This is a genomic window from Moorena sp. SIO4A5, assembly GCF_010672005.1.
Taxonomy (GTDB): domain Bacteria; phylum Cyanobacteriota; class Cyanobacteriia; order Cyanobacteriales; family Coleofasciculaceae; genus Moorena.
The window spans coordinates 1-24978 of the sequence record NZ_JAAHHZ010000092.1; the positions used below are offsets into that span (position 1 = coordinate 1).

The following is a 24978-nucleotide window of genomic DNA, read 5'->3' on the forward strand; positions in this document are numbered from 1 at the left end:
CATGAAGGATTTTTTTGGCTGGTGCGTGTCCATTCCGGCTAATTGCTTCGAGTCTTTGCCTTTGCTCTGTACTCAGTGCAATCTTGTCCCGTCTTCCTCTACCCATGGTTCTCACCGCTCCCTGGCTCTATTACACTATTTTAACATGGTCACTCCAGTAGTGTCAAACCAAATTCGGTTTATGACGGGGACACTATCAGAGTCATATGTGGCTCTGAAGAGAAGAAGATCAGATTTGCCTGTGTTGACGCCCCCGAGAAGGCTCAACTTCTCGGAATCGAAAGTCGAGATCACCTCAGAAAACTCCTAAAGCGTGGCAGGATGAGGGTCAAAGTTGACTCTATCGCCACTGACCGTTATGGCCGTACTATCGCTGAACTCTGGGTAAACCGGGGAGTGGACTGGGAATTAGTTCAATCTATCCAATCGTCAGATGGTATGGTTTGGGGGTACGAGGCTTATAAGTCAGATTGTCCCAACTGGGATGCGATCGCTTCTACCCAAGCACGAGCACGGTCTGCTAAAATCGGGGTTTGGGCAAAAAATGCCCAAGCTATTCCCCCATGGGAGTGGAGGAAAACTAAGCGGCGTTAAGCGATCAAAGAAGGAAATCAGATGGTATCCCAACTTGAAATTTTTTTCGTCACCGGGGATGAAGTAAAGATCCTTGATGGAAGGTACAAGGGGCAGACTGGCGTGGTTGCCAATGAGAAACCTAGCACACCCTATCAGAAGGCTAGGATCTGCGTTGACATGTCCCGGGGTATCAAATGGTTTAAACGGGAGCAGTTGGAAAAAATTATATCAGTTAACGAAGAAACTAAATCATCTGAGCAAGTTGAATCACCAGTTAATGATAAAACTGAATCATCTGAGTCAGCTGAGCTAGAGGTAAATAGTGTAGCTCAATCAGACGTAACTTATCAATGGCTTGACCCCAAATCAATAGAGCTAGAAGATGGTACTCAGTCGAGGACCACGACTGACGAGAAAGCGATCGCACGATATTGCTTAGAAATGGAAGAGAATCGTTGGGACTGGCGGCACGACCCCCCAGTAATCTTCGATGATGGTAAAACTAAGCGTCCAGGTGATGGACACCACCGAATCAAAGCAGCAGCACAAGTCGAGCAACAAATTTTCTGTGAAGTCCGCATCGGAACCCTAATCGATGCCATTCGTTACAGCTGCTCCTCCAACCAGCGCCCCAGCTTACACCGCACCAATGCTGATAAGCGGCGGGCGGTTGAGATGATGTTCCAGACATTGATTGAAGAGTTTGGATCATTAGATGCCATTCCCCGTAGTCAGGGTGGTAAGCGAAAAGGTCTAGATTGGACTAACCGCCGAATCGCTGAACATGTTGGAGTAGGAAGGAGCTTGGTCAATGATATCCGTGCCGAGTTAGAGTTAACTGACCGGATCTGTCAGTTCACTGAGGGCGATCGCGTTGAAGTAATCAAAGACAAAAATTTACCCGATTGGACATCACCGGGCGAACTTGGGACAGTCAGCAGCAAGGATAAAAAACTGGGGCTGCTGGTAAGTTGGGATAACGATATCCCACGACACATTCATCCAGATAAAGTACAGAAAACCCACTTACCCAAGCCTTCCCCTACCCCAGTACCAAAGAGTATTGAAAGCGAACCCGCTCAGGTTCCCACTTCAGTACCAAAAAGTAACCAACCAGCAAAAGTTCATACTCCAGTACCAAAGAGTATTGAAAGTGAACCCGCTCAGGTTCCTACTCCAGTAGCAAAGAGCAACGAACCCGCTCAGGTTCCCACTCCAGTAGCAAAGGGTATTGAAAGCGAACCCGCTCAGGTTCCTACTCCAGTAGCAAAGAGCAACGAACCCGCTCAGGTTCCCACTCCAGTAGCAAAGGGTATTGAAAGCGAACCCGCTCAGGCTCCTACCCCACCACCATTGGTCAAACAAGAAGTAGAACAGGTGGTTGCACCAGCTGAATTTAAGGATAAAGATTCACAAATACCTCCTGAGTTACCCCATAACCCAGCACCAGTACTTGATGAGAAGGACTCACAGGTATCCCCTGATGTCCCCCCTGAGTTACCCCACAACCCAGCATCAGAAGATATTGATGAAAGTGAAGAATTTTTCACTATCAAACTTTTACCTGAATCCATGAAGGATATTACTACAGTAGTGGTAAATAATGCTGAACATTTTTCCCATGAGCAAGTCCAGATGATATTGAAAGCACTAGTGACTAAACATGGAATAGGTGAGATTGACGAAATTCTCAATAAGTTGGAGCAGCAACAAGTTGGTTGAAGCTGGAGCCAAGCAATTGACCTAGAGTACACCAAAGCTGTTGAATAAATAGGCAGAGGTGTATGAGGCATCGCCATGAAAATTGACCGTCATGGCCGGGCAAAGATTTTAACCGCAGAAGAAATCCAACTGTTGTTTAATGAAGGGGCAACCCTTGACCCGCCACGAGACCGGGCGCTGTTTGCCGTGATGCTCTACACCGCCTGTCGGGTCAACGAAGCAGTAAACTTGAAAGTTAGGGATGTCTACGATCGCAAAGGTTTCGTGCGTCCCGTTGTTCTGTTTCGGAAAGGTAACACAAAGGGTAAGCTTGCCACCCGGACCATCCCGGTACTAGAAGATTTACGAAAGTACTTAACTGACTATCACCCTCCTAAGTGGGCAGACTACCTATTCCCCGGCAGACATGGGAAAAAACACATCACCTCAGATGCCGCCAGCTGGATCCTTCGTGAAGCGTGTAAGCGGGTGGACATAGAAGGAGTCAGTACTCACAGTTTCCGCAGGACAGCACTCACCCAACTAAGCAACGCAGGAATTCCCCTGCGGGTAATCCAAGAAATATCCGGGCATCGGACACTAGATGAATTGTACAAGTACTTGGAAGTGAAGCCCGAGCAGGTAAAGGGAGCCATCAGTGCCTTATCTATGCTTGCCCCTGTTGAATCCACTGAACCTGCGCCAGATTACACCGGCAAATCGACATTACCCGATGTAACTAATACCCCTTGAATCATTACCTGCCCGGAACCCCTGAATGTGATCGCGCTATGCCAAGTATGGAAGGGTAAGGATAGGACGGTTTATTTACCGGAAGGTGCGATCGCTCAAGCGCGGAAGCTTTGCTTCCGGAGCGAAGCGTCGGCTTTGCCGAATCGCGTTTGTTAATGATTGGTTGAACACGAGGGGTAAACAACCAGGGGCGCTGTTCCAATACAGAAAGGTGGGCAGATACAGTACAGAACTATGACCCCCCAGGCCGTGTTGTTGATTTTGCAGAAGCGGGCTAAAGAAGCTGGGGTAGAGTCCTTTAGTCCTCATGACTTTCGCAGAACCTTCTGCTCTGACCTGCTCGATGCTGGGATTGATATTGTGACCGTCCAAAAGTTAGCTGGTCATGCTTCCCCTGTAACTACCGCTAAGTATGACCGGCGGGGTGAGGAGGTTAAGCGTAGGGCGGTGCAGAAGTTGGGGTTTTAGGAGAAGGAATGGTGGCGGGCGCATCTGGGTGTTTAAGTTGCGCTTTAGTTTCATGGATGCATTTGCCTGGCTTGTGCCCTAGGGCGTGATCGCATTCAGGGGATGATGTACGGTTATTGGTAGTGGGTAATGGGTATGGCGGGTGTGGGGAACGCCTATATAGTATAAAAAGCATCAGAAGAACGAGCCAGTGCGGGGGATAGGCTGCTGTACCATCTTGTTAGATTATCTTCTAACTGGTTCCACAAGAGAATAACGAGAAGTAGACACTCTACAAAAAAATAGTACCCGAGAGGGTACCGTCTTCCCTCAAACAAACTTTTTAATATAAATGTATGCTTTGAACGGCTTAAAGAAAGTGGATTTTAAGTAACAATACTGACATTTATTTACACTTTGTTTTCCCCGTTCATCGCATATGAATCTTTATCAACAAAGAACGAAGAACCATGACTACGAATTTAGAACTAACAACAGACATTCTTGTTCCTACAACGGATTTAGAACTAACAACGGACATTCTTGTTCCTACCCTATATCTTGAACATGTTCCTGGACCATCACTACTAGCAGCTGCAACAGAAGGAACATCTTGGAATGTTTCTACTGCAAGGGGGCGAATTCAAGGTGTTGGCGTAAGTGTATCTGGGCTTGGTGCATACGCACGTGCAAATGGTTCAATGAACTTTTCGACCAAAACACTTGAAAGTTCGAAAACCTATAAAGAGATGAGAAAATCTTACAAGTTTTCTGCTGGTCTCCGTGGTTTTTGGAGTTGGATTGGCCTTGGAAACAATGCTTCCTACCACAAACAAGAGTTAACCAAAGTGTTTAACGAATTAAGCAATGTTAGCAGGACAAACGGACGAATCAACATTGATCTTATGGTCACTGGCTTATTTCCTAATGTTCCAGTATCTGCTTCTGCATACATCCAAGCTTTTTCAGTGTCATCAAAGACAGATAGCAGGATTAACTTCTCTGTTATCTCTACAGATGCAGCCAATCAAGATACTGGGGCTCAAGATCAGAATGGTCAAAATCTTCCTGTACAAGACAATAACAGCACTATCGACATTTAGACATTTTAATGTTAGATAATTGTAGCTGAGTTTTTACGGCACTTAAAAATAGTGCCGTATTGTGGTTTTGTTATCATTGACAAACAAGTGGAGGGCGTGGGGAGTATACCGACATTTCTATTGTACAATTCTCTTACTGCTGCCTGCTTGCTGAGTGGGACGCTGCCATTAAGGATTTCGCTAACCCCAGGCTTGAATTCGGGTTTGAGCGATCGCACCTAGGGAACGCGATCGCCCTTTGGTCACGCTACGCGATCGCCCTTTGGTCACCCTACGCAATCCCAAACAACTGCCTACACCTCAACCCTCAGCACACAACCGACACCACCTATCCACAAAACCCCCAGCACACACCCGAAAACAAAAACACCGTGTACCCGAAAAACAACCTCATTAGCAGAAACTGAGAACAGAAACTCCAGCCGTCGAACTTCAACAACTGGGGAAACATTGGAATAAAAATTTCCCGGTGCTCAACTCAACCAATTATTTCGCTGCTCTATCTCCCCCAGACTTAACAACAACTACACCCTCGTAACCAGGGGATTTACCTTTTTACCAATGGTGGTTATTGATAAAGGCTTGTAACAGCAATTGTTCAAGCCAAAATCACCATTGTCATTGAGCAGCCCACCCCAGAATTCTGGGGTCATCTCAGAAATTTTTTCTCAGCACTGTACATAATATGGAATCGCGAAAAAAAATGTCTAAACAGAATTCTGCACCATCAGGAGCGATTCGCCCCGAAACGCTCATGAGCGAACTCTCTATTAAAAAAGACGCTTACTATAAGGACTTGAACCATTTGAAAATAGAAGCACAGACTGATTCAGAAGGTAAAGCTTACCTAACTTTAGAGCAAGCTGACCAAGTCCGTGCTCTGCGAAATCATGTTAAGAAAACTGGGAAAAGAAGTGGCTTCTATAATAATTCAATTGTTAAAGCTGATGATAGTAACCTCGCAAAAGAGAGCCAAGCTACAACTTCAGAAATCGAAGCAGATGTATACGTTCAGCCGGAAAACCCGACTGATCAGTTTAATGTAGATAATTTAATGAGGTCAGCAGCTGAACTTAAAGCTTATGAGATGGCTGTGCCTGACTTGGTGAAAAGAGCTTTGGCCGACAAAATGGTTTGGGATGATTTGCCGGAGGATTTGCAACAGAAGATAACCGATGCCGAGGAAGCGGCTAACCCAAAATATACTCCCGTTTCGATAGCAGACAAACTGTTAGCTCAAAGTCGAGGCGGGAGTTAGGGAAAGATTTTGAGAGAGCTTGCACTGCTGTTAGAGCTGGTCACTCTGTACTCATCCTTGGGGAGGCTGGCGTGGGTAAGGGTGAGTTTGCCCAGGGGCTTTATGAGGAGCTGCTGGGAGAGTATTCAGCTGCGATCGCAATCTACAAGGGAAGTGGGAAAAAGTTCTTTCAAGCCCTGGCCTTCCAGCTGGATATCCCGACGGAAAATGATGAGGGCAAGCCCCTGACTATGGATCAGTTGAAAGAGGAGATCGCATCTAACTGTAATGACAGTACGCTATTGATTTTCCCGGAAGCAAAACGACTGACCACTGGGATTAGGTACTGGTTGGAAGACTTAATGGCTAGTGGGGTCAGGGTGGTTTGTCTGGCTGTAGCGAATCCTGGCCGAGACATTTTTCTGGAAATGCTGGAAATTGAACTAGAGATGCCCTCTGATCAGCGTATCCGAGAAGTGATGCGGTCGGAGGCGAAGCGCCAGGGGTTGAATATTTCGGAATCCCGACTAGCAGAACTCCAGCCACTAGCTGGACGTAACCCAATGGTGGCCAAAAAGGTGGTCAGAAATGAGTCACTTGGACTGAAACAGCATAAACCGGAGCATACTCAGTATGTGGTGATCATGCCTATTATCATTGCTGCTTTGATGAGCTTTGGTATCATCCGTTTCATCGGTATGGGGACTGGGAACAAGTCTCTCTATATATTTGGTGGGGTTAGCCTGGTGGCTGGGATGACCCTTAAGCAACTAGGCAGTATCAGAGGTGCAAGAAAGAGGTTAGGACAGTAATCATGATGAGCATAACCCACAGCTTGATTGCAGCAGCAGGAACTAGCTTAGTCTTGGGAACTGCTGACCCATCGCTGTTGGGGTTAGCTGTAGTTGGTGCCCAGATTCCGGATATTGATACTACTACCAGCACTATTGGGAAAATCCTTTATCCTATCTCGAGCTGGATTGAAGACAGGTTTCCTCACCGCAGCATTACCCACTCACTGCTGGCCACAGCTACTATTACTGCTCTGTCGGTGGCTGTGGGACATTTTTGGTTAGGGGATTGGAAGGGTGCGATCGCTTTTCCCTTGGGTCACCTGTTAGCTTGTTTTTCAGATACCTTCACCAAACAGGGGGTTCAGCTGTTCTGGCCTGAGCCTGCTTGGGCTGTATCTGTGAGCAACCCCAGACGACGGATTAAAACTGGGGGTGCTGCTGAGCTGTGGGTGCTAGCTTGTGCGACAGCGTTACTAATGATTGGTATCTGGTTAGCCAATGGTGGCGGAATTACGACTAAGGTCACTCAGAGTCTTGGACTTCGAGATGGTGCGATTACCAGTTACAACCAGAACGCTAGCACTAATCATATCTATGCCGAAATTACTGGTGTCTGGGCTAGCGATCGCTCTGATGCGTCTGGGCGGTACTGGATTATCGATACTGCTGGGAGTGAGTTTATTGTTACGGATGGCAGAGGTATCTATAAGACCGGGGAGCAGATTACTGTGTCTAAGCTCACTACCAATATTGGTCAACCAGCTCAAACCACAGTCAAGACTTTGAGTTGGGACGATGAAGACCCTATTCCCGGATTACGGCAGCTGGCAGCACAATACCCTGGTGCTGCGATTTTTGTTAATGGTCAAGTAGCGGTAGATTTCCCGGAGGATGTGAAACCAGCGGCACAGCTTAATCAACTTCAGATTGTTAGTGTGAGCGGCTCGACAGTAAGGTTCACCTATTGTCCACTGACTACAGCTATCACTAAGTTGACTGATCAGTACGCTGTGGGAAACCTAAGTGTGAAGGTAATCACACCAGCAGCAGATGAATTATGGAATGGGTAACTAACTTAATCGGGATTAGTATTGCTGGCACGGCAGCGGTGCTGGTTGCAGCTAGTCCAAGTCAAGTTTCTCTTGAACCAGTACCTGATGGCATTACCCCGGTTACACAGATTCAGCCCACTGCGCCAAAACGCCACCGGATAAACGTAACAGTGACGGCACCGGAGGATATTAAGGTGAAGCAGGGGGATAGGGTAAAGGTAGGTGAAACTCTGTCGGACCGCACTGCTCAACGAAAAACACTGGAGGCAAGACGGAACCAGCTGCAAATTGCGATCAATCAGATGAGTTTACCGTTACCTCCTATCCAACAACCACCAACACCTTCTTTCAGTGAGGAAGAGGCTGCGATCGCGAAGGCTCGGAATGATTTAGCATTGGTCGAAATGGAAATTGAAGCAGCTCCACCCCTCCGCTTCAAGATGGATTATCTCAATGTCATCCACGACCAAGATAAAATCCAGAGACGACAACGGTTACAGGAAAAGCGCATCAAAACACAGATTGCGATCGATTCTGCTATTGCTCGGTTAAATGCTGCTAAAACTCGTTACCAACAGCAGATTTACCGGCATTCTCTGGAGATGATGACGTATCAAACTAATTTGCAGCGGCAGCAGTACCAGCTGGCATCTTTGGTGAAGCAGTCTCAAGAGGTAGAGAAGGAGCTGGCAGAGTTGAGTATTGTGCGATCGCCCTATGCTGGTCGGGTGAGACGGGTGAAGATTGTCTCTCAGACAGACCGTGTGATAACTGCTGAGATAACTCTTGATGTTAGGAATGGTGGTTGATTTTACATTACTGAACAGAAAAGGTACCCTTAGGGGTACTGCGAAGCCAAGGCTAGATTAGGCATTCTGTAAATGTGTTCATTGGGAGCAGGTCAAACTTGCAGAACACATTAACTATAAGCATCAGAGCAAGCTAAAACCCATAAGGGGCAGGGTAAACGCATCTTATTCTGAAATGTCTACTGAATATGAGATTTATACGATAAGTATTATGCTTATTAATTTTGAAATCTCTTTTGAGTAAGGCTTCTGGAATTTAGATGCGTTTGCTTTGTCATGAAAGGGCTATAGATTTAGCATAAATGTTCTGTATAAGTGACATGCTCCCTGTTCATTGAAATTAATTAGGAGGAGCAAATGCTCACAAATAAAGAATTAGAAAAGGTAAATAGCTGGTGTGCAATGAATGATCCAGCTAATGTCTTACGTGTCCGAGGAGAAGAGCCAGTATTTTTCAGAAGTGGATTCTCTGGAATCCCAAATCCTGTTGTATCCGGTGGTGCTGTTACCGGTGATGGCTTACAGGATGCTTTAGATAAGGACAAGGCTTTCCAGGGATTTATGCCACCTGCTGGCGAGAATCCAACCATGGACCAATATGACAACTTGTTAGCGATTTTTAGGAGTAATCCAGGCACAGGATGCACCACTGTGATGGATATGGCAAGAATTGCAGCAGGCTTCAACCCTCTCAATCCTGATTTAAAGGACAATGAGAAAGCTTTCGATGATTATGTCGGAAGGATTATGTCAGCTCCTTTTTTCTTTCTAAATGATTCAAGTCGTACTGAGTATCACAGAGGAGAAAAAAGCTGGAATCTTGCCGTTAATGATATTGTCAACCTTTACGAAGGAATTGAGAAAAACAGTAAAGATCAAATCAGGAAAAGTATTATAAATATGACACAGGCTGCCGCTAGCCGAAAAAATACTAGGCAGACAAAGAGCTTATTTGCACAGAGTACTCTCAACTTAGAGAACGAAATTCAGGTTTACATTTACTCCAGCAATATTTCTCTGATAGAAAATAAGGGAAGGAAAAGTACCTCAAGGCAAACTGATATAAGCATTGTAAAGGCGAGGTTGACCTTTTATAAGAATCTGTGGCCTTCCTATGCACAGATAGTTATGAACAGGCACGTAAAAATGATAGATGCTTGGGTGAAGGATAACACTACACAGCCAGGAGCTAATCTTGTTGACCTTACCTGCTTTAAACCCACAGCCTAGTATCTAAACAGGACTTACGCGGTTAAGTGGATTTCGTCCCCTTAGCTCCCCAATTTGGTGGTGCGACCCTGACGGATTTAATTACGGGTCAAGGGCACCAGGGGTAGCAAGGATGTCAAAGTCCCCCAAGCGAGGGATTGTTCGCTTGGGGAACCCACGGGGGCAAATGCGTAAGTCCCATAAACTGGGTAGTGGTAAACAAGTAGTGATTTTAACATCCGAATAAATCAAAAACCCGATTTCTCTATGTCCGAAATAAGTGAAATAGAACAACCTATTACAGTTAAAGAGCTAGTGCTTGGTGATTGGAATGATGCATTGATTGAAGATGATAAGGTTAGGAAACAATTAGGTAAACCGGGATTGCTTGAAGTGTTGAAAACTAGTCCTGCTACAGGATGCATCACTATTATGGATATGGCAAGGTTCAGCTCTGGTTTTAATCCTTTCAAACCTTTGTACTCAGACAATTACAAAGCTTTCTTAAATTATATTGACACGATTAAAGAATCTGGTGTTTTCGACGTAAATCCTATTATTAGGGAAAAGTTTGTTAATCATAAAAACGATTCTTGGTTTCGAGTGATAAATGCTATTTTAGCTTACTATAAAGACGTTACTACTGTTTACGAGCTAGAAAAAATAAAAGTAATGTTAAACAGGTTGGTAAATAATGCCAAAAGTAGGTTTTATGAATGGCAGAGAAATAACTTATTTGCTCAGCAAATTGTTGAAGTTGATAAAAATCAAATTATTGTTGAAATTTACAACAGCAAAGTGAATCTCCGAGAGAGTACAAATATAAATTTTAGTGGGGATAAGATAAGAAGAGAGGCTTTTTTTATTATAGAAAAAATCAGCTGTATATTTTACTTTAACCGTTGGGCTGATTATGCCGAAACAGTCCCAAATACACATATAAAGTTAGTTCGTGATTGGCTGAATGAGAATCCACGGAAAAGTAGGGTAAGCAGAAGAAAAACAGAAGGATGCTAAGGAACTGGGTTACATTAAAGCGATCTGGGATCAATAGAGGAAATAGTAAGTTATAAATTGAATTCCGATAAAATCCTGGAAAGAGGTTTTTAGTTATTTCATCTCTTCAAGGGCTGGCTGTATAAACCTGGGGGGCAGTATTCCTAACGCCCCCCAGGTTTTAGCTTTATCTAGACCTGTCTTGGATCTGTCTTTTTGATGGCTGCGATTCTCCTAGGTCGCCGCTACGCGATGAAGCGTTCGCAAAGCGTGGCCTACGGCCTCAGCTTCCGCGCTTATGCGATCGCCTTTGGCGCAGCAAAGCTGATCGCACACCCAAACCCCATCTCTACATGCCCGGCTCATCCCGTTGGTAATGTCTTAGTCATTATCGGGTAGTGATTCTTCTGTTGTTGGAGTCTTGTAGGTAGGTAGAGACCGGATGAATTCTCTGATCAGTTCTGTCTTACCCCTGTGATACTGTTTACAATACTCCTCTAGTGCCTCAAATTCATGCTCTGGGAGTTTGAGGCTCATATTTTTTATTTTCGGCCTTGTCATGGATACATTTATAGTGTAATGTTTAAATAACGCTTATAACATTACCCAGTAAACTTCATGACGTCACAAGAAACAGATAGTGTGATGGGAGTGAATAGTGCTCACTCCCATCACAACTGTGGTAGAAGACGAACTCCTACCTGTTCTTTGCAAGCTGCTTATAGTTTATCTGAAAGGTTGTTCGCTTAGCGTGGCCTTTTGGCCAAGGTTGTTTAAGGTTGTTGAAGGTTGAAGGTTGAAGGTTGTTGAAGGTTGAAGGTTGTTGAAGGTTGAAGGTTGTTGAAGGTTGAAGGTTGTTCGCGTAGCATGGCCTTTTGGCCAAGGTTGAATTCACTTCTGCCTTCTGCCCTCTGCCTTGTTTTCCCAAAAGTATAAGTATTAAACGTCTTAAACTTTCCTTAGGTTGCTATTAGCTACAATTGTAACAAACCTAACTATTTAGTTGTAACTAATTATTAAAATATTAAAATTTTATCCAGATTTTTTTGATTTTCCACTTGACAACAACCATAGCCACTATTTATAATATATTCATGGCTAAAAGAGCCGCGCTTCTTGCTTGACCCGGCACAAGCGCGGCTCTCTCCCAAACCACAGTTTAGGTAACTCTATCATGCCAAAAAAACGATTCGTTCATCATCCCATCGATTATCAGGAAGCGATGGAGCGTCTTGAGCAGCTTGGACAACAGAGGGAACCGAAGCAGGAAAATTCCTATCCCTATCCGATCACAGAACGAGAGCAAATTCTAATCCGACTGTATAGTTACTATCAATTGGGCATGACACCCCAGCGGTTTTACCAAAAATGGGACTTAACCCAGGAAGATATAGCTTTGATCTGCTCTTGTTCCGTTCACACTGTTAACGGCTGGTTTAACACCCGTCGTCGCTGTTCCCCTCCCACTGCTGGTCACTTGCGCCATCTGGCGATTATGGATTTTTTGTTGGAAGATTTTGAGCAAATTCCGAGGGAGTTATTGGATCGATTGTGCTTGAAGGAGGACAGAATGGTGAATTAAGAATTGAGAATGGTGAAGGCAGAAGTCAGAAGACGGAAGTCAGAAGGCAGAAGTCAGAAGTTCCAATTCTACATTCTTAATTCTTCATTCTTCATTCTTAATTCACAAATTTCGTTGTCGATTTTCTATCTCTTTTAAATCCTCTGGATCGTCATTGGAACAATGTTCAGTTTGATAAACTTTGACAGCGATCGCAGGTAAAATTCCATAACATATGGGTTCTGCGAACTCACACGCTTTTTGAAAACTCCATTCCCCACCTCTTGGAAGCCGACCATCGGGAAATTGCAGGGTCATCACCCCAATATTAGTCCCAATATTAGTATTAAATCCATCACCAGCGAGAGCATGTGATACGCAGTGCTCTCGTATTGATGGACCACCGTATCCACCACTTATTCCAACTACCAGGTATCCAACAGAATTAGCGAATGCTGCATGACGATAAAGATTGCTTTCTGGGTGATTCTCTTGACCCCAATCAAGGGCTTTCTTAAGGATTTCTGTGTAGTCCATGATTTTTGTGTAGTCCATAGTGGCAAAGTTTAAGGTTTTCTATGAATGCGATCGCTGTCTTATCTTGAATCTAGTCAGATTATAGTAGGGATGAAACGGGTTGTTAATGATTTTCGTGCGAATGAGGAAATAATGTATTAGGAATTGAGATAATTTATTAGATAGTAATCGGCTTATAAACTACTGGTTGATATTGTTTACATATCAATTCAAAATGCTATAGTAATCTATCAATTCTCAGGCTCCATCTCCGCAAAGTGTTCCATCAGCATCCGGTGGATAAAGATGTAGCCTCCTCCTACTTTTTGTAGGAAGATGCGATCAGCGGCATAGTCCAGGAAGCGGGCATAGTTCCAAGGGATGTAATTGTTACGGTAGAGGACAAGGCGGAGGCTGAAGTGTTGGATGCAGGCTTTACCACCATTTAATAGCCCTGCTATCAACTCAAACATCAGCCCAAACATCAGCCCTTCCGTCAGCCCTGGTATCAGCCCTGCTATCGACTCAAACATCAGCTCTTTCGTCGGCCTTTCCATCAGCCCTTCCATAAGTCCAAACATCAACCTTTCTATCAACTCTTCCATCAGCCCAAACATCAGCCCGACCATTAGCCCTCTCATCAGCCACACAGTTATAGCATTACGAACTGATTTCCAAATTCCTTGATTTGGACTTATTTTTGTTTCAATTTCTGAACTCTCCAGCCCGACCATTAGCCCGACCATTAGCCCGACCATTAGCCAGACTATCGACCATCCCATAAACTCAAGCTTAAACCCTCCCATCGTCGCAAATATAAGCGTTTGCATTGGACTCTCCAGTGTAAATAGAAACCAAAGCGACAGTCCAAACATTAGTCCAAATATCAACCCGATCATCAACCCAAACTTTAGCAGGTGAATCAAGATTTTTTTCCAATTAACTTGAAGCATTTCAACTGTTTTAATTTCTTCCATTAGCCCTCCCATCAGCCCTCCCATCAGTCCAAACATCAACCCTCCCATCAGTCCAAACATCAGCCCTCTTGCCAGCACTTTTATCAGCACTCCCATCAGTCCAAACATCAGCCCTTCCATCAGCCCAAACATCAAACTTTCCATCAGCCCGACCATCATTCCGACCATCAGTCCAAACATCAGCCCGACTATTAGCCCTTCCATCAGCCCAAACTTTAGCCCATACATCAGCCTAACCATCAGCCAGATTATCAACCCAACCACCAGCCCTTTCGTCAGCCCTTCCGTCAGCCCTGTCATCAGCCCGAACGTCAACCCAAATATCAACCCGACACTCAGCCAGTAAATTTGTTTTTGCTTTCTATTTCTTAGCCAAGATGGCTGCATTTTTTCAATTAAAAATACTGTTTGCGACTCCTCAACCATCCTCTTGGCCATCCAAATTAGCCAGTGCTTTACTTGCACATTCTTGTATCGCTGATTAGTCTTCCGACGTTTAAACATCTTCTCGATATATGCATCAAAGAGCTGCTTGCGTCGTTCCTCAACTACGTCAGTTCTGGGCAAATCATCAACTGCTACTCCTTGATAAGCTAGAGTCATAATATTGAGCATTAGAGGTGACTGGGCTAATTCTTGTAATACTGTATCCTCTGCAATTAATGTCCTCAATCCCGTTAAATCATCCCCGACACTATCCAAGTAATAGCAAACTTGTTCTAAACTAAGCAATCTTATACAAACTGCTTTCTGAAAATTTAGACGATTAGATAAAGCTTGATAGTCTTTAATCCGACTACACACTACCAGTTCAGCACCATACTTCTGATGGAATGTGTTCAAAGCAGCAATACAGTCGTCTCGATAGTCTGCCTTTACTTCATCTAAACCATCAAGCAATGGGAGAAGTTGCTGTTGTGTTACTAAAACTTTTCCAATTTTCTTGGGTACTTGATATATAGTGTTCAGTTCCTCTACTAACCAATCAGTTATCGTCTGTCGTTTATTTGCCCAAGAGGAGAGGTTAAAGACTACGGGAATTAGCTGATTAGTGTCTTGTTCAGTACGAGCGATTAAATCCCTGGTAAGTTCCAGTAAGGTTGTGGTTTTTCCTGACCCTGGTTCCCCTAAAATTAGTAGGGTTCTTCCTATACCAATTTGGTCAAAAACATCAATTACTTTAGTCCCTTCGGGAAGGGGTTGAGATGAGTCGTCACCGATTTCGATAATTTCGCTCAAAGGATTAGTAATAGCATCGGGTCTCTCCTCTAATCCCAATTCAATCAGTACCTGGTGATAGAGGGATTTTTCCAGAACGCCTTTGACCCAAAAGTTCTTGACTTTAGTGAGTAATGCCTGACGGTTGCGGTATTCTTGGCGAGGAGTTGAACTTTGACTAACCCAATTAACAAACCACTGGAACTGGGAAATACTCTTCCCAATTCCAGCTTGTTGTCCATCACCCATTGAGCCTGGATTTGTCTGTTTGATGTCTCTTTGTTCAGTTGTTGCTGCTTCAGCAATAGCAGCAATAGCTTTATCTTTTAAGCTTGGGCTTCCAGGGTTTGCCCTACGTGCAGCATAAATTAATTTGTCAACCCAACCCTCAGCTTCTGCTGTTTGTATTAAGTTAAAAACAATCTCGTTTAAGTTATCTCCTCCAGCAATTGTGTTTAAATTGTCATTTAATTTAAACGATACCATTTGCTCTAATAATGATTTATTAGGGAAAGCATCAGTTAAAGCCTTTTGTAGTATTTTGCGTTGTTCACCGGATAAGCCCATATTTTTACATATGTTATTAGTTCAGACAAACATTTCTGAAGGGGTAACGAAACAAGCTGAAATGCTTGGTATGTAAAGGTAGTACCATTTTATGGTAAAAAAAAGGTAGTGGGACTTTAGCAAGGGAGCAGGGAAACAATCCTGTGAACCTCATAGTTATGAAAAACGCTCACTAGGAAAACTTCAGTCGTGACAGTATATACTTCACTACTCTTTCCCATTGCTCACTGGACATGCCAGCTTTTTTGAGCTTCTCAGGTGTTATCTCTTCCCCCATCACGAACATCTGGTAGAGGAGGACCATGCGATCGCAGAACTCCTGAACGGTTATCCCCTCATTCTCCAGATGCTGGAGGATCTCATCCTGATCACTTAACAGTAATTTGAACGTCATGTTCTTACCCCGGGACTTAACTTGAGTTCCGGTGTCATAGCCGTTTTTTCCCGATGGATTATTGATTTTGAATCCTTTCTGAGTATTCATACTTATCTTGCTTCACTTGGTGTTGCTGGTAGGCTGCACCTGGCTTGTCCCTGTTTTAGAGAAAAATAGAGGCTTAATACCTGGGTTTATTCCGGTAGTTACTTGCAAAAGCCGTAAGTGTATCCATCTTTTCGGTGTATCGCCGAAATGTCTTGAGGAAAGCAACTTTTGTATCCTTTCATTCCCAGAGGAGTGAATCCAAAGCTTCCCTTGCTTCTAGGGATGACTCTACCTATCCCTAGTTTTTGGTGTTTCGCTATATCCCCAGTCATCCATCCTTTAATAGGCTTCAGTGGGTTATGCCTAATAGGGTAACCGTACTTGTTGAGAGCAGCTTTTTGTCGTCCTCCTTGTCCTTTACAGGTAACCAATAGAGGCTGCAACGTCTTCAGAGCTAAACTTTCAATATTTCCAACACAAGCGGCGTCAATCCAGTGCTGCTTAGGTAGCCCTAACCTTGTCCGGTTGTATTTAGTCTGTGCTCCTGTTCCAGTTACGACCACTCTAGAATCTTTGAGTACCTTAACCAATTTATTTCGAGTCGCGTTTACCGCTGCTGCATCCGTTAATGGTTGTTTGGTTTTGGTTTTGATTTTTTGCAGCAAGCTAGGTTTCTTTTTTAGAAACTCTTCTATAGGCTTATTCCCTTTGCGCTGATTGCACTTTTCGCAAGCCAAACAGAGATTGCTCACTCTGTTACTGCCACCCTTTGATATTGGGTGAATGTGCTCAACCTGTAGAGGTACGTTTTGCTTCCCGCAATAAGTACATTCTCTGCCCCACTTTTCGAGTAAATACTCTCTAACTTCGTAGCCAACTAACTCACCTTGTTGGTACTCTACTCCACTGATTTCAGGATTTTGCATTTTTTGAGTGTCAAACTTAACCCGTTCAATCCAGATTTCACGGACCGGACAGAATTTGATTAATCGCTTGACCCAGGTTTCAGTTGTCAAAATCCTGTGCTCTAAACTAGGAGGGAGCCAGCCCTCTGGTCGTTTGCGGTTAAGGAATCTGGGCTTTCGGTAACGAGTGTTGCGATTACGCCTTCCGCGTCTGACAGCTCTTCTGGATTCCAGTTTTTTCTTGATCAACCCTCCTCTGTGTTCTAATTCCATTCCCCAAATAACTTGCCCGTCTCGAACCAGGGCGAACCCAGCAGTCTTGCTGCCAGGGTCAATCTTTATTTGGCAAGGTAAGATGACTGGATTAGCGATCGCAGTCTTCAAGATGATTGTGAATGGATACATTCTAAAAACCGCAGCTTTACCTTTATCTAATAGGCGTCGTGCCTTCTTTGGGTGAATAGGGTTTAATGGTTGCTTATTCGCGTCAATCACAAAAACATAATTTTGCATTGTTAAATGCCTCAAATTGGTAAGGTGTGCCTCGACAATGTTGTAAAAGCTTGTTGAGCTAACTACACGGTTGCCTTCGTCTTAATAGTTAGCGATAGAGCTACAAACTGGCGTTCATCTGTAGGTATCTTGACTTAAACAACGTAGTAAATAAATACTTAGTCTGCATCCTGGTAGGTAATTCCGGGGGTTACCGGGAATTACCAAGGCTTAGACCAGGAGTCTGGACATGGCACTGGCACGCATTAGTCTTATCCTCAGTATACCATAGTTAACACTAAAATGCACAGGAAATATTTTTCGATAAAATGACTTGACATTAGCTGCTATCCTTAGTATACTGAGGATAGAAACGGAAGGAAATCACGACTAAATACTTTCCTCCCGTTGTCAGTCAAGTTACAGACTTATCAATATTATGCTATATGACCAATGGTTGGACTTCGAGCAAGAATCGAAGATCCATCAGACTGATGGTTTTGCAGAAGAAACCATGCTCTCTTTCCAGGAGAGAGGATATCAGGATGGCTATTCAGGAAACTGGAAAGGCCGCTGCGATTACTTCAACGAGCTAAAGCAAGTTTGCCATTCCTCAAAAGTATGTCGAAAAAACTGCCGGTATATGTCAGGCTTTTCCTGTGGGAAACATGACGCTAAATTCGACAAATACTGGGCAAATTTGAACCCTAATTCAAGTACGGAGTTTTGAGGAAATGAATGAAACTAATTCTCAAAATGGGGCAAGCCCAATATTACCTCCAGATCTACCGTCTCTCCGAAAGTCCATATATGATCAGACTACTCGTGGCTGGATGCGAGAATTTCCAGAAATTATGTCTGACCTTTCCGCTCCAATCCCGTTGAAACTTGTTAGTTTCAAACCACTTTATAAAATCTACCCGGACAGAACTCAAAAGCTGATCGGACGTGCCCCTTATCTACGTTCATCAACCATATCGTTGATATTAGATTACATCACTCCGGGGTGGAGCAAACTTGATAACATAACCATGTCGTCCGACATGGTTATTGTCAAGACAAAAATTCAAATCTTGTGCGCTCAAGGGCTTTTTGAACGGGAAGGTTTAGGTTCTGAGCCAACTTCTTCAACTAAATGGGGTGGTCCAATACCAAAAGCAGCAGCCCAAGCCATGCGCAGAGCAGTGGCTTTATTTGGACTTGGGCGTTGCTATTGGGACTCTGAAACGGCACGAGCAACTGTTGCTAGCTATCAGAAAAAGTTTGGACTACCTCCACTTGAAGAATTAAACAAGGAGGCGTTTTGATGATGAACTAATTTCTAACTAAAGTAACGCGATCGCACTATCCGCGATCGCGTACACCTAGCAAAAAGTAAAATTAGGAGGTAGTTGGATGAAAGAGCTTGGAAGAGTAGAGCTGAAGCCATTTGTTGAATGGTGTGAATCAAAAGAGCATATGCTCGAAGAGAGCATATACAGTCAAGATTATAACCGTCTAGTAATTCCACTTGGTTACAAGCTAGTTAATGTCAAACCACCGAAAGTTATTAAAGCACATTATGACGAAAGAATGGACAAACTAGCATCAAGATTTTGTCCAGATTGGAAATTATCTTTACTTTGCAAGTACGGCAAAGGAGGAGGCGTTCGGCTTCATCGGGACGCATCAATATATGGGAGGCAGGCTTTTGTACTAAGTAGCACTGACTATCTATTCATTATTGATGGTTTAGAGTACAGCTGTAAGGGTGGAATCATTTATCAATTTGATTCTAAGAAACTCCATAGCGTGCCACCGTTGGAAGAGCAAAGATGGGCTTTAATCTGGTGGGAACCATCGAAGCTTTGGAATGAACAATTCCAACAACTAAGTCTTTTATAACTTCATTGAAATTAACCCAATAGTAAGCTGTGATCGCACACCATTATTCATGCGATCGCAGTACACACCAATAGACAACCTATCCTAAATTGTAACTAGGAAAAATCCCAAGGAGAAACAAGCATGAGTATAATCTCATTTGTACATAGTGAAATCAAGGAAGACATAGTCGCATTTTTGTCAATAGACATAAAAGACCCTTTATTAACTACTCTAATTCAAGAGATTAATATAGGTTACAAAAAAGGTTATTTATTTGTAAGATATCGAGGGAGTTTATTGTGCAAAGTAACAGATTCGGACGCTTGGATATTCCCTGGATATCAGACAGCATACATTCCTGAGTATTACGACAATTATTTTGTGCTTAAAGCTACATGCGAGTATCTATCACAATATTATTGTTTACCCCCTGGAGACATAGGTGTCATTGAATCACGTGATGATTGGAAAACCGAAGGACACTATTTGATTGATTATCCAACTTTAGCTTGGGAAGACAATTATAACATTTTAACTCTAGATTTAAATCACACTTTTCCTGTCAGGGAAAATCCTTGTCAGCGTCAGCCTCGTCAAAAAATAAAAAGCTGCTCTCGCTGTAAATATTATGCAGAAGGAGAACCACTTCCGTGCGCCGTGAATCCATCTTTGTCTTCTAGTATTAATTATTGGGAAAACAACGATTGTATTCACTGGGAAGAAATAAAATAGACTTCTTCCAGTTGTCGGGAACAGGGAACAGGGAACAGGGAACAGTGGACAAGAATTGACGTAAACACTATCAGAAAAATACTTTTGCAAGAGGTCTAATTAACTCCCTACTCCCTACTCCCTACTCCCTACTCCCTACTCCCTACTCCCTACTTCCGCACGGAGCTCCGGGGGTGCCGGGGCGCTGGGAAACCGATCAACCACTTTGCATCACCAGTAACCAGCCCCGTGCATCCCCCGGAGCTCCGTCTTTGCAACCTTCGGAAAATCCCCAAAAGTATTGATTTTTCGTTGATTTTCACCGTAAATTGTGGTATACTGAGGTTAAAATCAAAGAGAAAATAAAGTCATGATTAACTGCTGCATTACAGGACCACGCACAATAAGACCAGAGCATATCCGAGTAATCCAGGAAAAGCTAAACAGCATATCCGCAGACACCTGGCACATCGGGGACGCCCCTGGGGTAGATACAATAGCCCTACATTTTTTAGAGAAAAAACAGACTGTAACCACCTACCACGTGACCGGGAGAGAACCGTGGCAATTCGCTCTGCGAAGTACAAGAATGGTAAAAGACTGCATGAAAAACCCAGGAAGCCACAAACTGCTGGCTTTCCCAAACAAACCCTGCCCTGAAGGGGTACAACCAAAACCAACCTTCCACGGGTCTGGATCAGGAACCTGGGGAACCATAGCTCTCTGTAAATACTATGGTTTTGACATTGACATAACTTTTTTAGAGAAAAATTCCCTTCCCGAATGGCTGAGTAAGCCAACCTACCAACAGCTCTCCCTTTTTTAACAACTTTGCCGATAACTAGGGGCTGGCCGGGGCGGCCAGCCAAAACCAGCCGCCCCGGCCAAAAACCAGAAACCAGCCCCGTGCCCAGCCCCGGCGCAACCCACGACACAACCGAAGCCAGCCGACTGACCCCAACCCAAGACCGAACCGGAGCCAACCCACCTTCGTTACCTCTCCCTCTCCCTCTCCCTCTTCCTCTCCCTCCATTTTTTTAATGGAAAACCCCCCCTGGAGTTTTTTCGTACGGTTAGGACGGAGTTAGGGAAATTTAGAATAAATTTCTCTAACGGAGGTCTAATCGAAGAAAAAATCTCCACACTCCGCCTGGCCGACTAGGCTGTGGTCGCGCGAGGCTATTGGATCTAAGTACTTTAGGGATAAGATTTATGCCTCGCGCCGACCCAGCCGGGAACTTAAAACCGAGATATTTGTCTAAAATCTGCAATTTGAACTTAAAACCAAGGTATTTATCTGGTTTCCACAGCGCAGCGCGTGTTCGATGGTCTATGTGCAATCGCAATCTGTTAACACTTGTATTGAGGTGCGTTCGCATAGCGTGGCCTACGGTCAATCGCGTTTGCATTGGGATGTTGGTTCTTGCTACTGGTGCGATCGCGTTTGATTGGGATGTTGGTTCTTGGTACTGGTGCGATCGCCTTTGGCGCGGCAAAGCCCATCGCGTTTGATTGGGATGTTGGTCTTGCTACTGGTGCGATCGCGTAGCGTGGCCATAGGGCAATCGCAAGCTGGGCTAAATTCCCCTCAGAACATCCAGTCACTGAATGCAGTAATTAACTTCACCGGTTGATGTGATTTATATCACGACTTTATCTAACTAAATCAATAACAATGATTAGTGAAAGTTATAAGATTAGTCAGCTGGATATTATAACTTATCATCTCAGGTCAAAGCATCTTATTACATCACTAAATTGCAAATCGCTTTATTTAGCCCAACTATCAGCCCTAGAGGCAAAGAAGGCAGCTACGCTGAGGGCTTGGAGGCGATGCGTAGCAAGCTGAAACTGTCGAAGCGTTGGTACTGAGCAAGGAGTTTTAGATGTGTTGTGGTGACGACACAGTAGTAGAAAAAATATAACAAACATTTCCCTTGAGGATACTATTCTTAATTACCTCCAGACATTACCTTAATGTTGGGGGAGAACTTGGTGAATATATATGATTGTGGTCGATGAAAGCTAAAGAAGTTCTGAGACGATATGCAGCAGGAGAAAGGGATTTCCGTAGGGAAAATCTTAGAGGTCAGTCGTTTCAAGGGGAAGACCTTTCCGGGGCGGATTTTAGTGAAGCGGATATTCGAGGGGCAAATTTTAAGAATGCTAATCTAACCGAAACTAAATTTTGTAAGGCCAAGGCAGGATTACAGAAAAGGTGGGCAATTGTTGTTTTGTTGGTTTCCTGGATAGCGTCAGGACTATCAGGAATTATTTATTTATTTAGTGGAGAGTTCGTAGAGCACATATTTAACTCTACAAACATAACAGAAAAAGTTTTAGGCTGGACAATTTTGGTTGTAATAATTGTCTTATTTGCTATAATCCTTCGTCAAGGTATTGGAGGACCCGTAGCCGTAGTCTTAGTCGTAGCCGGAACCGGATCCTTAGCCGTAGCCTTAGGTAAAGTCTTCGCTGAAGCCGTAGCCGGAGCCTTAGCCGGAGCCTTAGCCATAATCGGATTTGTAGCCGGAGTCTTAGCCTTAGCCGTAGCCGTAGTCGGATTTGTAGCCGGAGCCTTAGCCGTAGTCGGAGCCGGAGTTATAGCCGGAGCTGAAGCCGTAGCCGGAGCCTTAGCCGGAGCCGAAGCTGAAGCCGTAGCCGTAGCCGTAGCCGGAGCTGGAGCCTTACTTGGCACTTACCTGGGCTGGCGCGCTCTAAAGGGGAACCCCAGAGATGCCTGGATTCGTAGTATTGCTATTGCTTTTGCTGCCACAGGAGGAACAAGTTTTTACAAGGCTAACCTAACCAATGCTGATTTTACGGGAGCTACCCTCAAAAGTACAGATTTAAGAGAGGCTACTATCACTTGTACTTGTTGGAGGAAAACTATTAAGCTTGACCAAGCTAGACCTGGTAAAACTATCTTAGCTGATACAGCAGTCAGAGAATTATTGGTTCATGGTAAGAGTTATAATAAGTCTTATGTTAATGCCAATCTTAGGGGCGCAAATTTAAAAGAAGCTAATTTAAATAAAGCTAATCTAAAACAAGCTGATCTTAGCAAAGCAACTTTAGAAAACGCTGAGTTAGAAGAAGCTGATTTAGTTAATACCAATCTTAGAGGTGCAAATTTAAAAGGGGCTAATCTAAATAAGGCTAATCTAAAACAAGCTGATCTTAGCGAAGCAACTTTAGAGGATGCTAATTTAAAAGGGGCTAATTTAACTCAAGCTAATTGCGTTGGTACTAATTTTACCGATGCTTATCTTACTGGTGCTTGTTTAGAAGCGTGGAACATTGATTCAAAAACTAGGTTAACTAATGTTGATTGTCAGTATGTCTTTCTACTAGAGAATCCCGATAATATGGGAAGTCGAGAGCGCCGCCCCCATGACTTTAATCGGGTTTTTGAACCAGGGGATTTTGACAAGCTTTATAAGCAGATTATGAATACGGTGCAGATTCTTCTGCGTAATGGGGTTAATCCAGAAGCATTTCGTCAAGCCTTTCAAGAATTAATGGCGGAAAACCCTGAAATTACTGGTGATTCGATTCAAGCAATTGAGAGGAAGGGAAATGATGTTTTACTTACCTTGGAAATCCTAGGATCAATAGATAAGGGTAAGGTTGAAATAATTTTTTTGGAAGTTTATGAGGCTAGACTAGAAGACGCTAAGAGAATTGGTTTTCTAGAGGGTAAAGATGAGGCTAACACTTGCCATCTTCAGAATATAAAGGATGTTATAAACGCTTTTACCAGTCAGCAGTCATCCAATTCTATAATCAATCTTACAAATACAGCTAAATCGGAGAGTGATATGTCAGATAATTCACGTCATTTTAATATAGACCAAAACCGAGCTACTAATCCTAAGGTTAATACTAATCCTAATTTTGCTGTTGCTAACGACAATGCTAGACAATTTAATACTACTAATTTTACACCAGAGCAAAAACAAAACCTAGCTGAAGCAGCAGCAGAAATCCAGCAACTTCTCAACCAAATATCCCAGACTAATCCCACTACGACAAGCAAAGAAAAGATGATAGTTGTCAGTGAAGTTGTTGACCAAATTGAAAATAACCCACCCCTAAAAGCTAAGGTAATCAATGCCCTGAAAGCCGGAGGAGTGGAAGCTTTCAAGGAAGCAATAAACCATCCCCTAGTTAACGTTTTGATGGCTATGATTGAGGAATTGACGTAGGGTTGGGGTAAGCTATCAACTATTGTCCCCTGTTCCCTGTTCCTGTTCCACGCGCCAAGCAGTTTCCCTCCCGATCTTCCCCGATTTAACAAACAACCACGAACCCCTCCTGTACGTATCCTCACCCTTCCTGGTGTGAGGTTTTACTTTTATCAATTCCCTGACTTCCGATGTGGTTAATAACCACTGTTCTTGGGCAGCCATCTTCAACTGCTGCATGTATTCTATGGGACTCAGGGGCTGCATTCTGTTGATATTGGCTCTCTCAATACCAGAAGCAATGGCATCAATCAACACCTCCAATGCTTCCCGTTCTGCCTTCCAAGAACCTGTCCGGTGAACGTTTGGTGAACTGTTCGGTGAACTGTTCGGTGAACTGTCCAGGGAGATAGTTTCCTGACTATCTTCGGTAAACCCTTCGGTTAACAGTGGCTCAAAATCTTCAAACGTTCCACCCCTTTCCAAATGGGTGTTTAAACGATCCAATTCCTCCAGTTGTCTACCAGATATAAAGGAGCGAGTCCCCTCTTTGTTTGTTTCAATATTGGCATGTTTGATTCGATCATAAAGGGCGGTGCGACCGATGTTGTATCTGGTCTGTAAATCCTTGACGGGGATTTTGTCTATTTCCTGAGTCATAACCTTTGCTGGATGTTCGGCGAATGTTCACCGGATGTTCACCGGATGTTCACTGAACATTTTATATCCATGTAGAGGAAATAGGAAATAGGGAATCGGGAATCGGGAATCGGGAATCGGGAGTAGGGAGTAGGGAGTAGGGAGTAGGTAGTAGGGGATTGGGGAAAAATCTGCTGTCTGTTGAGATTTCTTGATTTGGACAGATCCATGTCGATGA

Annotated in this window: 26 protein-coding genes and 1 pseudogene; 18 read left to right on the plus strand and 9 right to left on the minus strand. The window is 43.8% G+C overall.

The genetic code is table 11. From position 1 onward, the window contains the following. Positions 1-228 precede the first annotated feature (228 nt). The 12 genes from F6K57_RS23890 to F6K57_RS23945 all read left to right on the plus strand — a co-directional run bounded on the left by F6K57_RS23890 (position 229) and on the right by F6K57_RS23945 (position 11076). Positions 229-594, plus strand: a complete 366-nt coding sequence (locus F6K57_RS23890; protein ID WP_293071141.1) for a thermonuclease family protein — start codon at positions 229-231, stop codon at positions 592-594. 21 nt (positions 595-615) lie between these two features. After that, on the plus strand, positions 616-2298 hold the full coding sequence (locus F6K57_RS23895; protein ID WP_293071091.1) for a KOW motif-containing protein: 1683 nt from the start codon (positions 616-618) through the stop codon (positions 2296-2298). Positions 2299-2373: 75 nt separating this feature from the next. Next, positions 2374-3030: a site-specific integrase gene (locus F6K57_RS23900; RefSeq protein ID WP_293071093.1), complete on the plus strand. Its 657-nt coding sequence runs from the start codon at positions 2374-2376 to the stop codon at positions 3028-3030. 234 nt (positions 3031-3264) lie between these two features. Next, positions 3265-3498 carry a site-specific integrase gene (locus F6K57_RS23905; RefSeq protein WP_070392867.1) on the plus strand — a complete coding sequence of 78 codons (234 nt, stop codon included), beginning with the start codon at positions 3265-3267 and terminating at the stop codon, positions 3496-3498. Positions 3499-3947: 449 nt separating this feature from the next. Beyond that, positions 3948-4580 carry a hypothetical protein gene (locus tag F6K57_RS23910; RefSeq protein WP_293071097.1) on the plus strand — a complete coding sequence of 211 codons (633 nt, stop codon included), beginning with the start codon at positions 3948-3950 and terminating at the stop codon, positions 4578-4580. Positions 4581-5283: 703 nt separating this feature from the next. Continuing rightward, positions 5284-5838, plus strand: coding sequence for a hypothetical protein (locus F6K57_RS23915; protein WP_293071099.1), 555 nt, complete (start codon positions 5284-5286; stop codon positions 5836-5838). A 71-nt stretch (positions 5839-5909) separates the two neighbouring features. Beyond that, positions 5910-6629 (plus strand): hypothetical protein, encoded by a 720-nt coding sequence (locus F6K57_RS23920; RefSeq protein WP_293071101.1) that lies wholly within the window; start codon positions 5910-5912, stop codon positions 6627-6629. Positions 6630-6631: 2 nt separating this feature from the next. Further along, a complete protein-coding gene (locus tag F6K57_RS23925; RefSeq protein WP_293071103.1) occupies positions 6632-7681 on the plus strand; it encodes a metal-dependent hydrolase in 1050 nt (349 codons plus the stop codon). Further along, entirely contained in the window at positions 7669-8472 is an 804-nt protein-coding gene (locus F6K57_RS23930; protein WP_293071105.1) for a hypothetical protein, read from the plus strand. Before F6K57_RS23925 ends, F6K57_RS23930 begins: the two co-directional genes overlap by 13 nt. Before the next feature lie 357 nt (positions 8473-8829). Further along, positions 8830-9702, plus strand: coding sequence for a hypothetical protein (locus F6K57_RS23935; RefSeq protein ID WP_293071107.1), 873 nt, complete (start codon positions 8830-8832; stop codon positions 9700-9702). 246 nt (positions 9703-9948) lie between these two features. Beyond that, positions 9949-10698 carry a hypothetical protein gene (locus F6K57_RS23940; protein ID WP_293071109.1) on the plus strand — a complete coding sequence of 250 codons (750 nt, stop codon included), beginning with the start codon at positions 9949-9951 and terminating at the stop codon, positions 10696-10698. 249 nt (positions 10699-10947) lie between these two features. Beyond that, positions 10948-11076 (plus strand): hypothetical protein, encoded by a 129-nt coding sequence (locus F6K57_RS23945; protein ID WP_293071111.1) that lies wholly within the window; start codon positions 10948-10950, stop codon positions 11074-11076. On the opposite strand, the gene F6K57_RS23950 is transcribed toward F6K57_RS23945, so the two are convergent. Together F6K57_RS23950 and F6K57_RS23955 are read right to left on the minus strand one after the other, a co-directional pair. After that, positions 11059-11214, minus strand: coding sequence for a hypothetical protein (locus F6K57_RS23950; protein WP_293071113.1), 156 nt, complete (start codon positions 11212-11214; stop codon positions 11059-11061). The genes F6K57_RS23945 and F6K57_RS23950 overlap by 18 nt on opposite strands. 160 nt (positions 11215-11374) lie before the next feature. Continuing rightward, on the minus strand, positions 11375-11560 hold the full coding sequence (locus tag F6K57_RS23955; RefSeq protein WP_293071115.1) for a hypothetical protein: 186 nt from the start codon (positions 11558-11560) through the stop codon (positions 11375-11377). Between the two features lie 291 nt (positions 11561-11851). Between F6K57_RS23955 and F6K57_RS23960 the strand changes: the two genes are divergently transcribed. After that, positions 11852-12259: a hypothetical protein gene (locus F6K57_RS23960; protein WP_293071117.1), complete on the plus strand. Its 408-nt coding sequence runs from the start codon at positions 11852-11854 to the stop codon at positions 12257-12259. Positions 12260-12361: 102 nt separating this feature from the next. On the opposite strand, the gene F6K57_RS23965 is transcribed toward F6K57_RS23960, so the two are convergent. The 4 genes from F6K57_RS23965 to iscB form a co-directional block, all read right to left on the minus strand. After that, on the minus strand, positions 12362-12793 hold the full coding sequence (locus F6K57_RS23965) for a hypothetical protein (RefSeq protein ID WP_293071119.1): 432 nt from the start codon (positions 12791-12793) through the stop codon (positions 12362-12364). A 212-nt stretch (positions 12794-13005) separates the two neighbouring features. After that, positions 13006-15516 carry an effector-associated domain EAD1-containing protein gene (locus tag F6K57_RS23970; RefSeq protein WP_293071121.1) on the minus strand — a complete coding sequence of 837 codons (2511 nt, stop codon included), beginning with the start codon at positions 15514-15516 and terminating at the stop codon, positions 13006-13008. A gap of 172 nt (positions 15517-15688) precedes the next feature. Continuing rightward, complete coding sequence (locus tag F6K57_RS23975) at positions 15689-16000, minus strand: hypothetical protein (protein ID WP_293071123.1); 312 nt, start codon at positions 15998-16000, stop codon at positions 15689-15691. A 98-nt stretch (positions 16001-16098) separates the two neighbouring features. After that, positions 16099-17358, minus strand: coding sequence for an RNA-guided endonuclease IscB (gene iscB, locus F6K57_RS23980; protein WP_293071125.1), 1260 nt, complete (start codon positions 17356-17358; stop codon positions 16099-16101). Between the two features lie 713 nt (positions 17359-18071). Between iscB and F6K57_RS23985 the strand changes: the two genes are divergently transcribed. The 4 genes from F6K57_RS23985 to F6K57_RS24000 all read left to right on the plus strand — a co-directional run bounded on the left by F6K57_RS23985 (position 18072) and on the right by F6K57_RS24000 (position 20740). Further along, positions 18072-18644 (plus strand): hypothetical protein, encoded by a 573-nt coding sequence (locus tag F6K57_RS23985; RefSeq protein WP_293071127.1) that lies wholly within the window; start codon positions 18072-18074, stop codon positions 18642-18644. A gap of 88 nt (positions 18645-18732) precedes the next feature. After that, the gene (locus F6K57_RS23990; RefSeq protein ID WP_293071129.1) at positions 18733-19221 is read left to right on the plus strand and encodes a hypothetical protein; all 489 of its coding nucleotides are present in this window, start codon (positions 18733-18735) and stop codon (positions 19219-19221) included. A gap of 123 nt (positions 19222-19344) precedes the next feature. After that, positions 19345-19935 (plus strand): hypothetical protein, encoded by a 591-nt coding sequence (locus F6K57_RS23995; RefSeq protein ID WP_293071131.1) that lies wholly within the window; start codon positions 19345-19347, stop codon positions 19933-19935. 349 nt (positions 19936-20284) lie between these two features. Continuing rightward, positions 20285-20740, plus strand: coding sequence for a hypothetical protein (locus tag F6K57_RS24000; RefSeq protein ID WP_293071133.1), 456 nt, complete (start codon positions 20285-20287; stop codon positions 20738-20740). 524 nt (positions 20741-21264) lie between these two features. Here the strand turns inward: F6K57_RS24000 and F6K57_RS24005 are convergent. Next, the gene (locus F6K57_RS24005; protein WP_293071135.1) at positions 21265-21519 is read right to left on the minus strand and encodes a hypothetical protein; all 255 of its coding nucleotides are present in this window, start codon (positions 21517-21519) and stop codon (positions 21265-21267) included. A gap of 413 nt (positions 21520-21932) precedes the next feature. Here F6K57_RS24005 and F6K57_RS24010 point away from each other — a divergent pair, with 413 nt between their 5' ends. Beyond that, entirely contained in the window at positions 21933-24122 is a 2190-nt protein-coding gene (locus tag F6K57_RS24010; protein ID WP_293071137.1) for a pentapeptide repeat-containing protein, read from the plus strand. A 15-nt stretch (positions 24123-24137) separates the two neighbouring features. On the opposite strand, the gene F6K57_RS24015 is transcribed toward F6K57_RS24010, so the two are convergent. Continuing rightward, positions 24138-24761 carry a hypothetical protein gene (locus tag F6K57_RS24015; RefSeq protein ID WP_293071139.1) on the minus strand — a complete coding sequence of 208 codons (624 nt, stop codon included), beginning with the start codon at positions 24759-24761 and terminating at the stop codon, positions 24138-24140. A 27-nt stretch (positions 24762-24788) separates the two neighbouring features. Beyond that, positions 24789-24978, minus strand: a pseudogene (locus tag F6K57_RS24020) (hypothetical protein); the annotation flags it as partial.

Excerpts from the sequence above, each read along its gene's own strand:
- F6K57_RS23895 (WP_293071091.1), top strand. The coding sequence starts at position 616 with ATGGTATCCCAACTTGAAATTTTTTTCGTCACCGGGGATGAAGTAAAG.
- F6K57_RS23900 (WP_293071093.1), top strand. The coding sequence starts at position 2,374 with ATGAAAATTGACCGTCATGGCCGGGCAAAGATTTTAACCGCAGAAGAA.
- F6K57_RS23905 (WP_070392867.1), top strand. The coding sequence starts at position 3,265 with ATGACCCCCCAGGCCGTGTTGTTGATTTTGCAGAAGCGGGCTAAAGAA.
- F6K57_RS23910 (WP_293071097.1), top strand. The coding sequence starts at position 3,948 with ATGACTACGAATTTAGAACTAACAACAGACATTCTTGTTCCTACAACG.
- F6K57_RS23915 (WP_293071099.1), top strand. The coding sequence starts at position 5,284 with ATGTCTAAACAGAATTCTGCACCATCAGGAGCGATTCGCCCCGAAACG.
- F6K57_RS23925 (WP_293071103.1), top strand. The coding sequence starts at position 6,632 with ATGATGAGCATAACCCACAGCTTGATTGCAGCAGCAGGAACTAGCTTA.
- F6K57_RS23930 (WP_293071105.1), top strand. The coding sequence starts at position 7,669 with ATGGAATGGGTAACTAACTTAATCGGGATTAGTATTGCTGGCACGGCA.
- F6K57_RS23935 (WP_293071107.1), top strand. The coding sequence starts at position 8,830 with ATGCTCACAAATAAAGAATTAGAAAAGGTAAATAGCTGGTGTGCAATG.
- F6K57_RS23940 (WP_293071109.1), top strand. The coding sequence starts at position 9,949 with ATGTCCGAAATAAGTGAAATAGAACAACCTATTACAGTTAAAGAGCTA.
- F6K57_RS23950 (WP_293071113.1), bottom strand. The coding sequence starts at position 11,214 with ATGAGCCTCAAACTCCCAGAGCATGAATTTGAGGCACTAGAGGAGTAT.
- F6K57_RS23960 (WP_293071117.1), top strand. The coding sequence starts at position 11,852 with ATGCCAAAAAAACGATTCGTTCATCATCCCATCGATTATCAGGAAGCG.
- F6K57_RS23965 (WP_293071119.1), bottom strand. The coding sequence starts at position 12,793 with ATGGACTACACAAAAATCATGGACTACACAGAAATCCTTAAGAAAGCC.
- F6K57_RS23970 (WP_293071121.1), bottom strand. The coding sequence starts at position 15,516 with ATGGGCTTATCCGGTGAACAACGCAAAATACTACAAAAGGCTTTAACT.
- F6K57_RS23975 (WP_293071123.1), bottom strand. The coding sequence starts at position 16,000 with ATGAATACTCAGAAAGGATTCAAAATCAATAATCCATCGGGAAAAAAC.
- iscB (WP_293071125.1), bottom strand. The coding sequence starts at position 17,358 with ATGCAAAATTATGTTTTTGTGATTGACGCGAATAAGCAACCATTAAAC.
- F6K57_RS23985 (WP_293071127.1), top strand. The coding sequence starts at position 18,072 with ATGAATGAAACTAATTCTCAAAATGGGGCAAGCCCAATATTACCTCCA.
- F6K57_RS23990 (WP_293071129.1), top strand. The coding sequence starts at position 18,733 with ATGAAAGAGCTTGGAAGAGTAGAGCTGAAGCCATTTGTTGAATGGTGT.
- F6K57_RS23995 (WP_293071131.1), top strand. The coding sequence starts at position 19,345 with ATGAGTATAATCTCATTTGTACATAGTGAAATCAAGGAAGACATAGTC.
- F6K57_RS24000 (WP_293071133.1), top strand. The coding sequence starts at position 20,285 with ATGATTAACTGCTGCATTACAGGACCACGCACAATAAGACCAGAGCAT.
- F6K57_RS24010 (WP_293071137.1), top strand. The coding sequence starts at position 21,933 with ATGAAAGCTAAAGAAGTTCTGAGACGATATGCAGCAGGAGAAAGGGAT.
- F6K57_RS24015 (WP_293071139.1), bottom strand. The coding sequence starts at position 24,761 with ATGACTCAGGAAATAGACAAAATCCCCGTCAAGGATTTACAGACCAGA.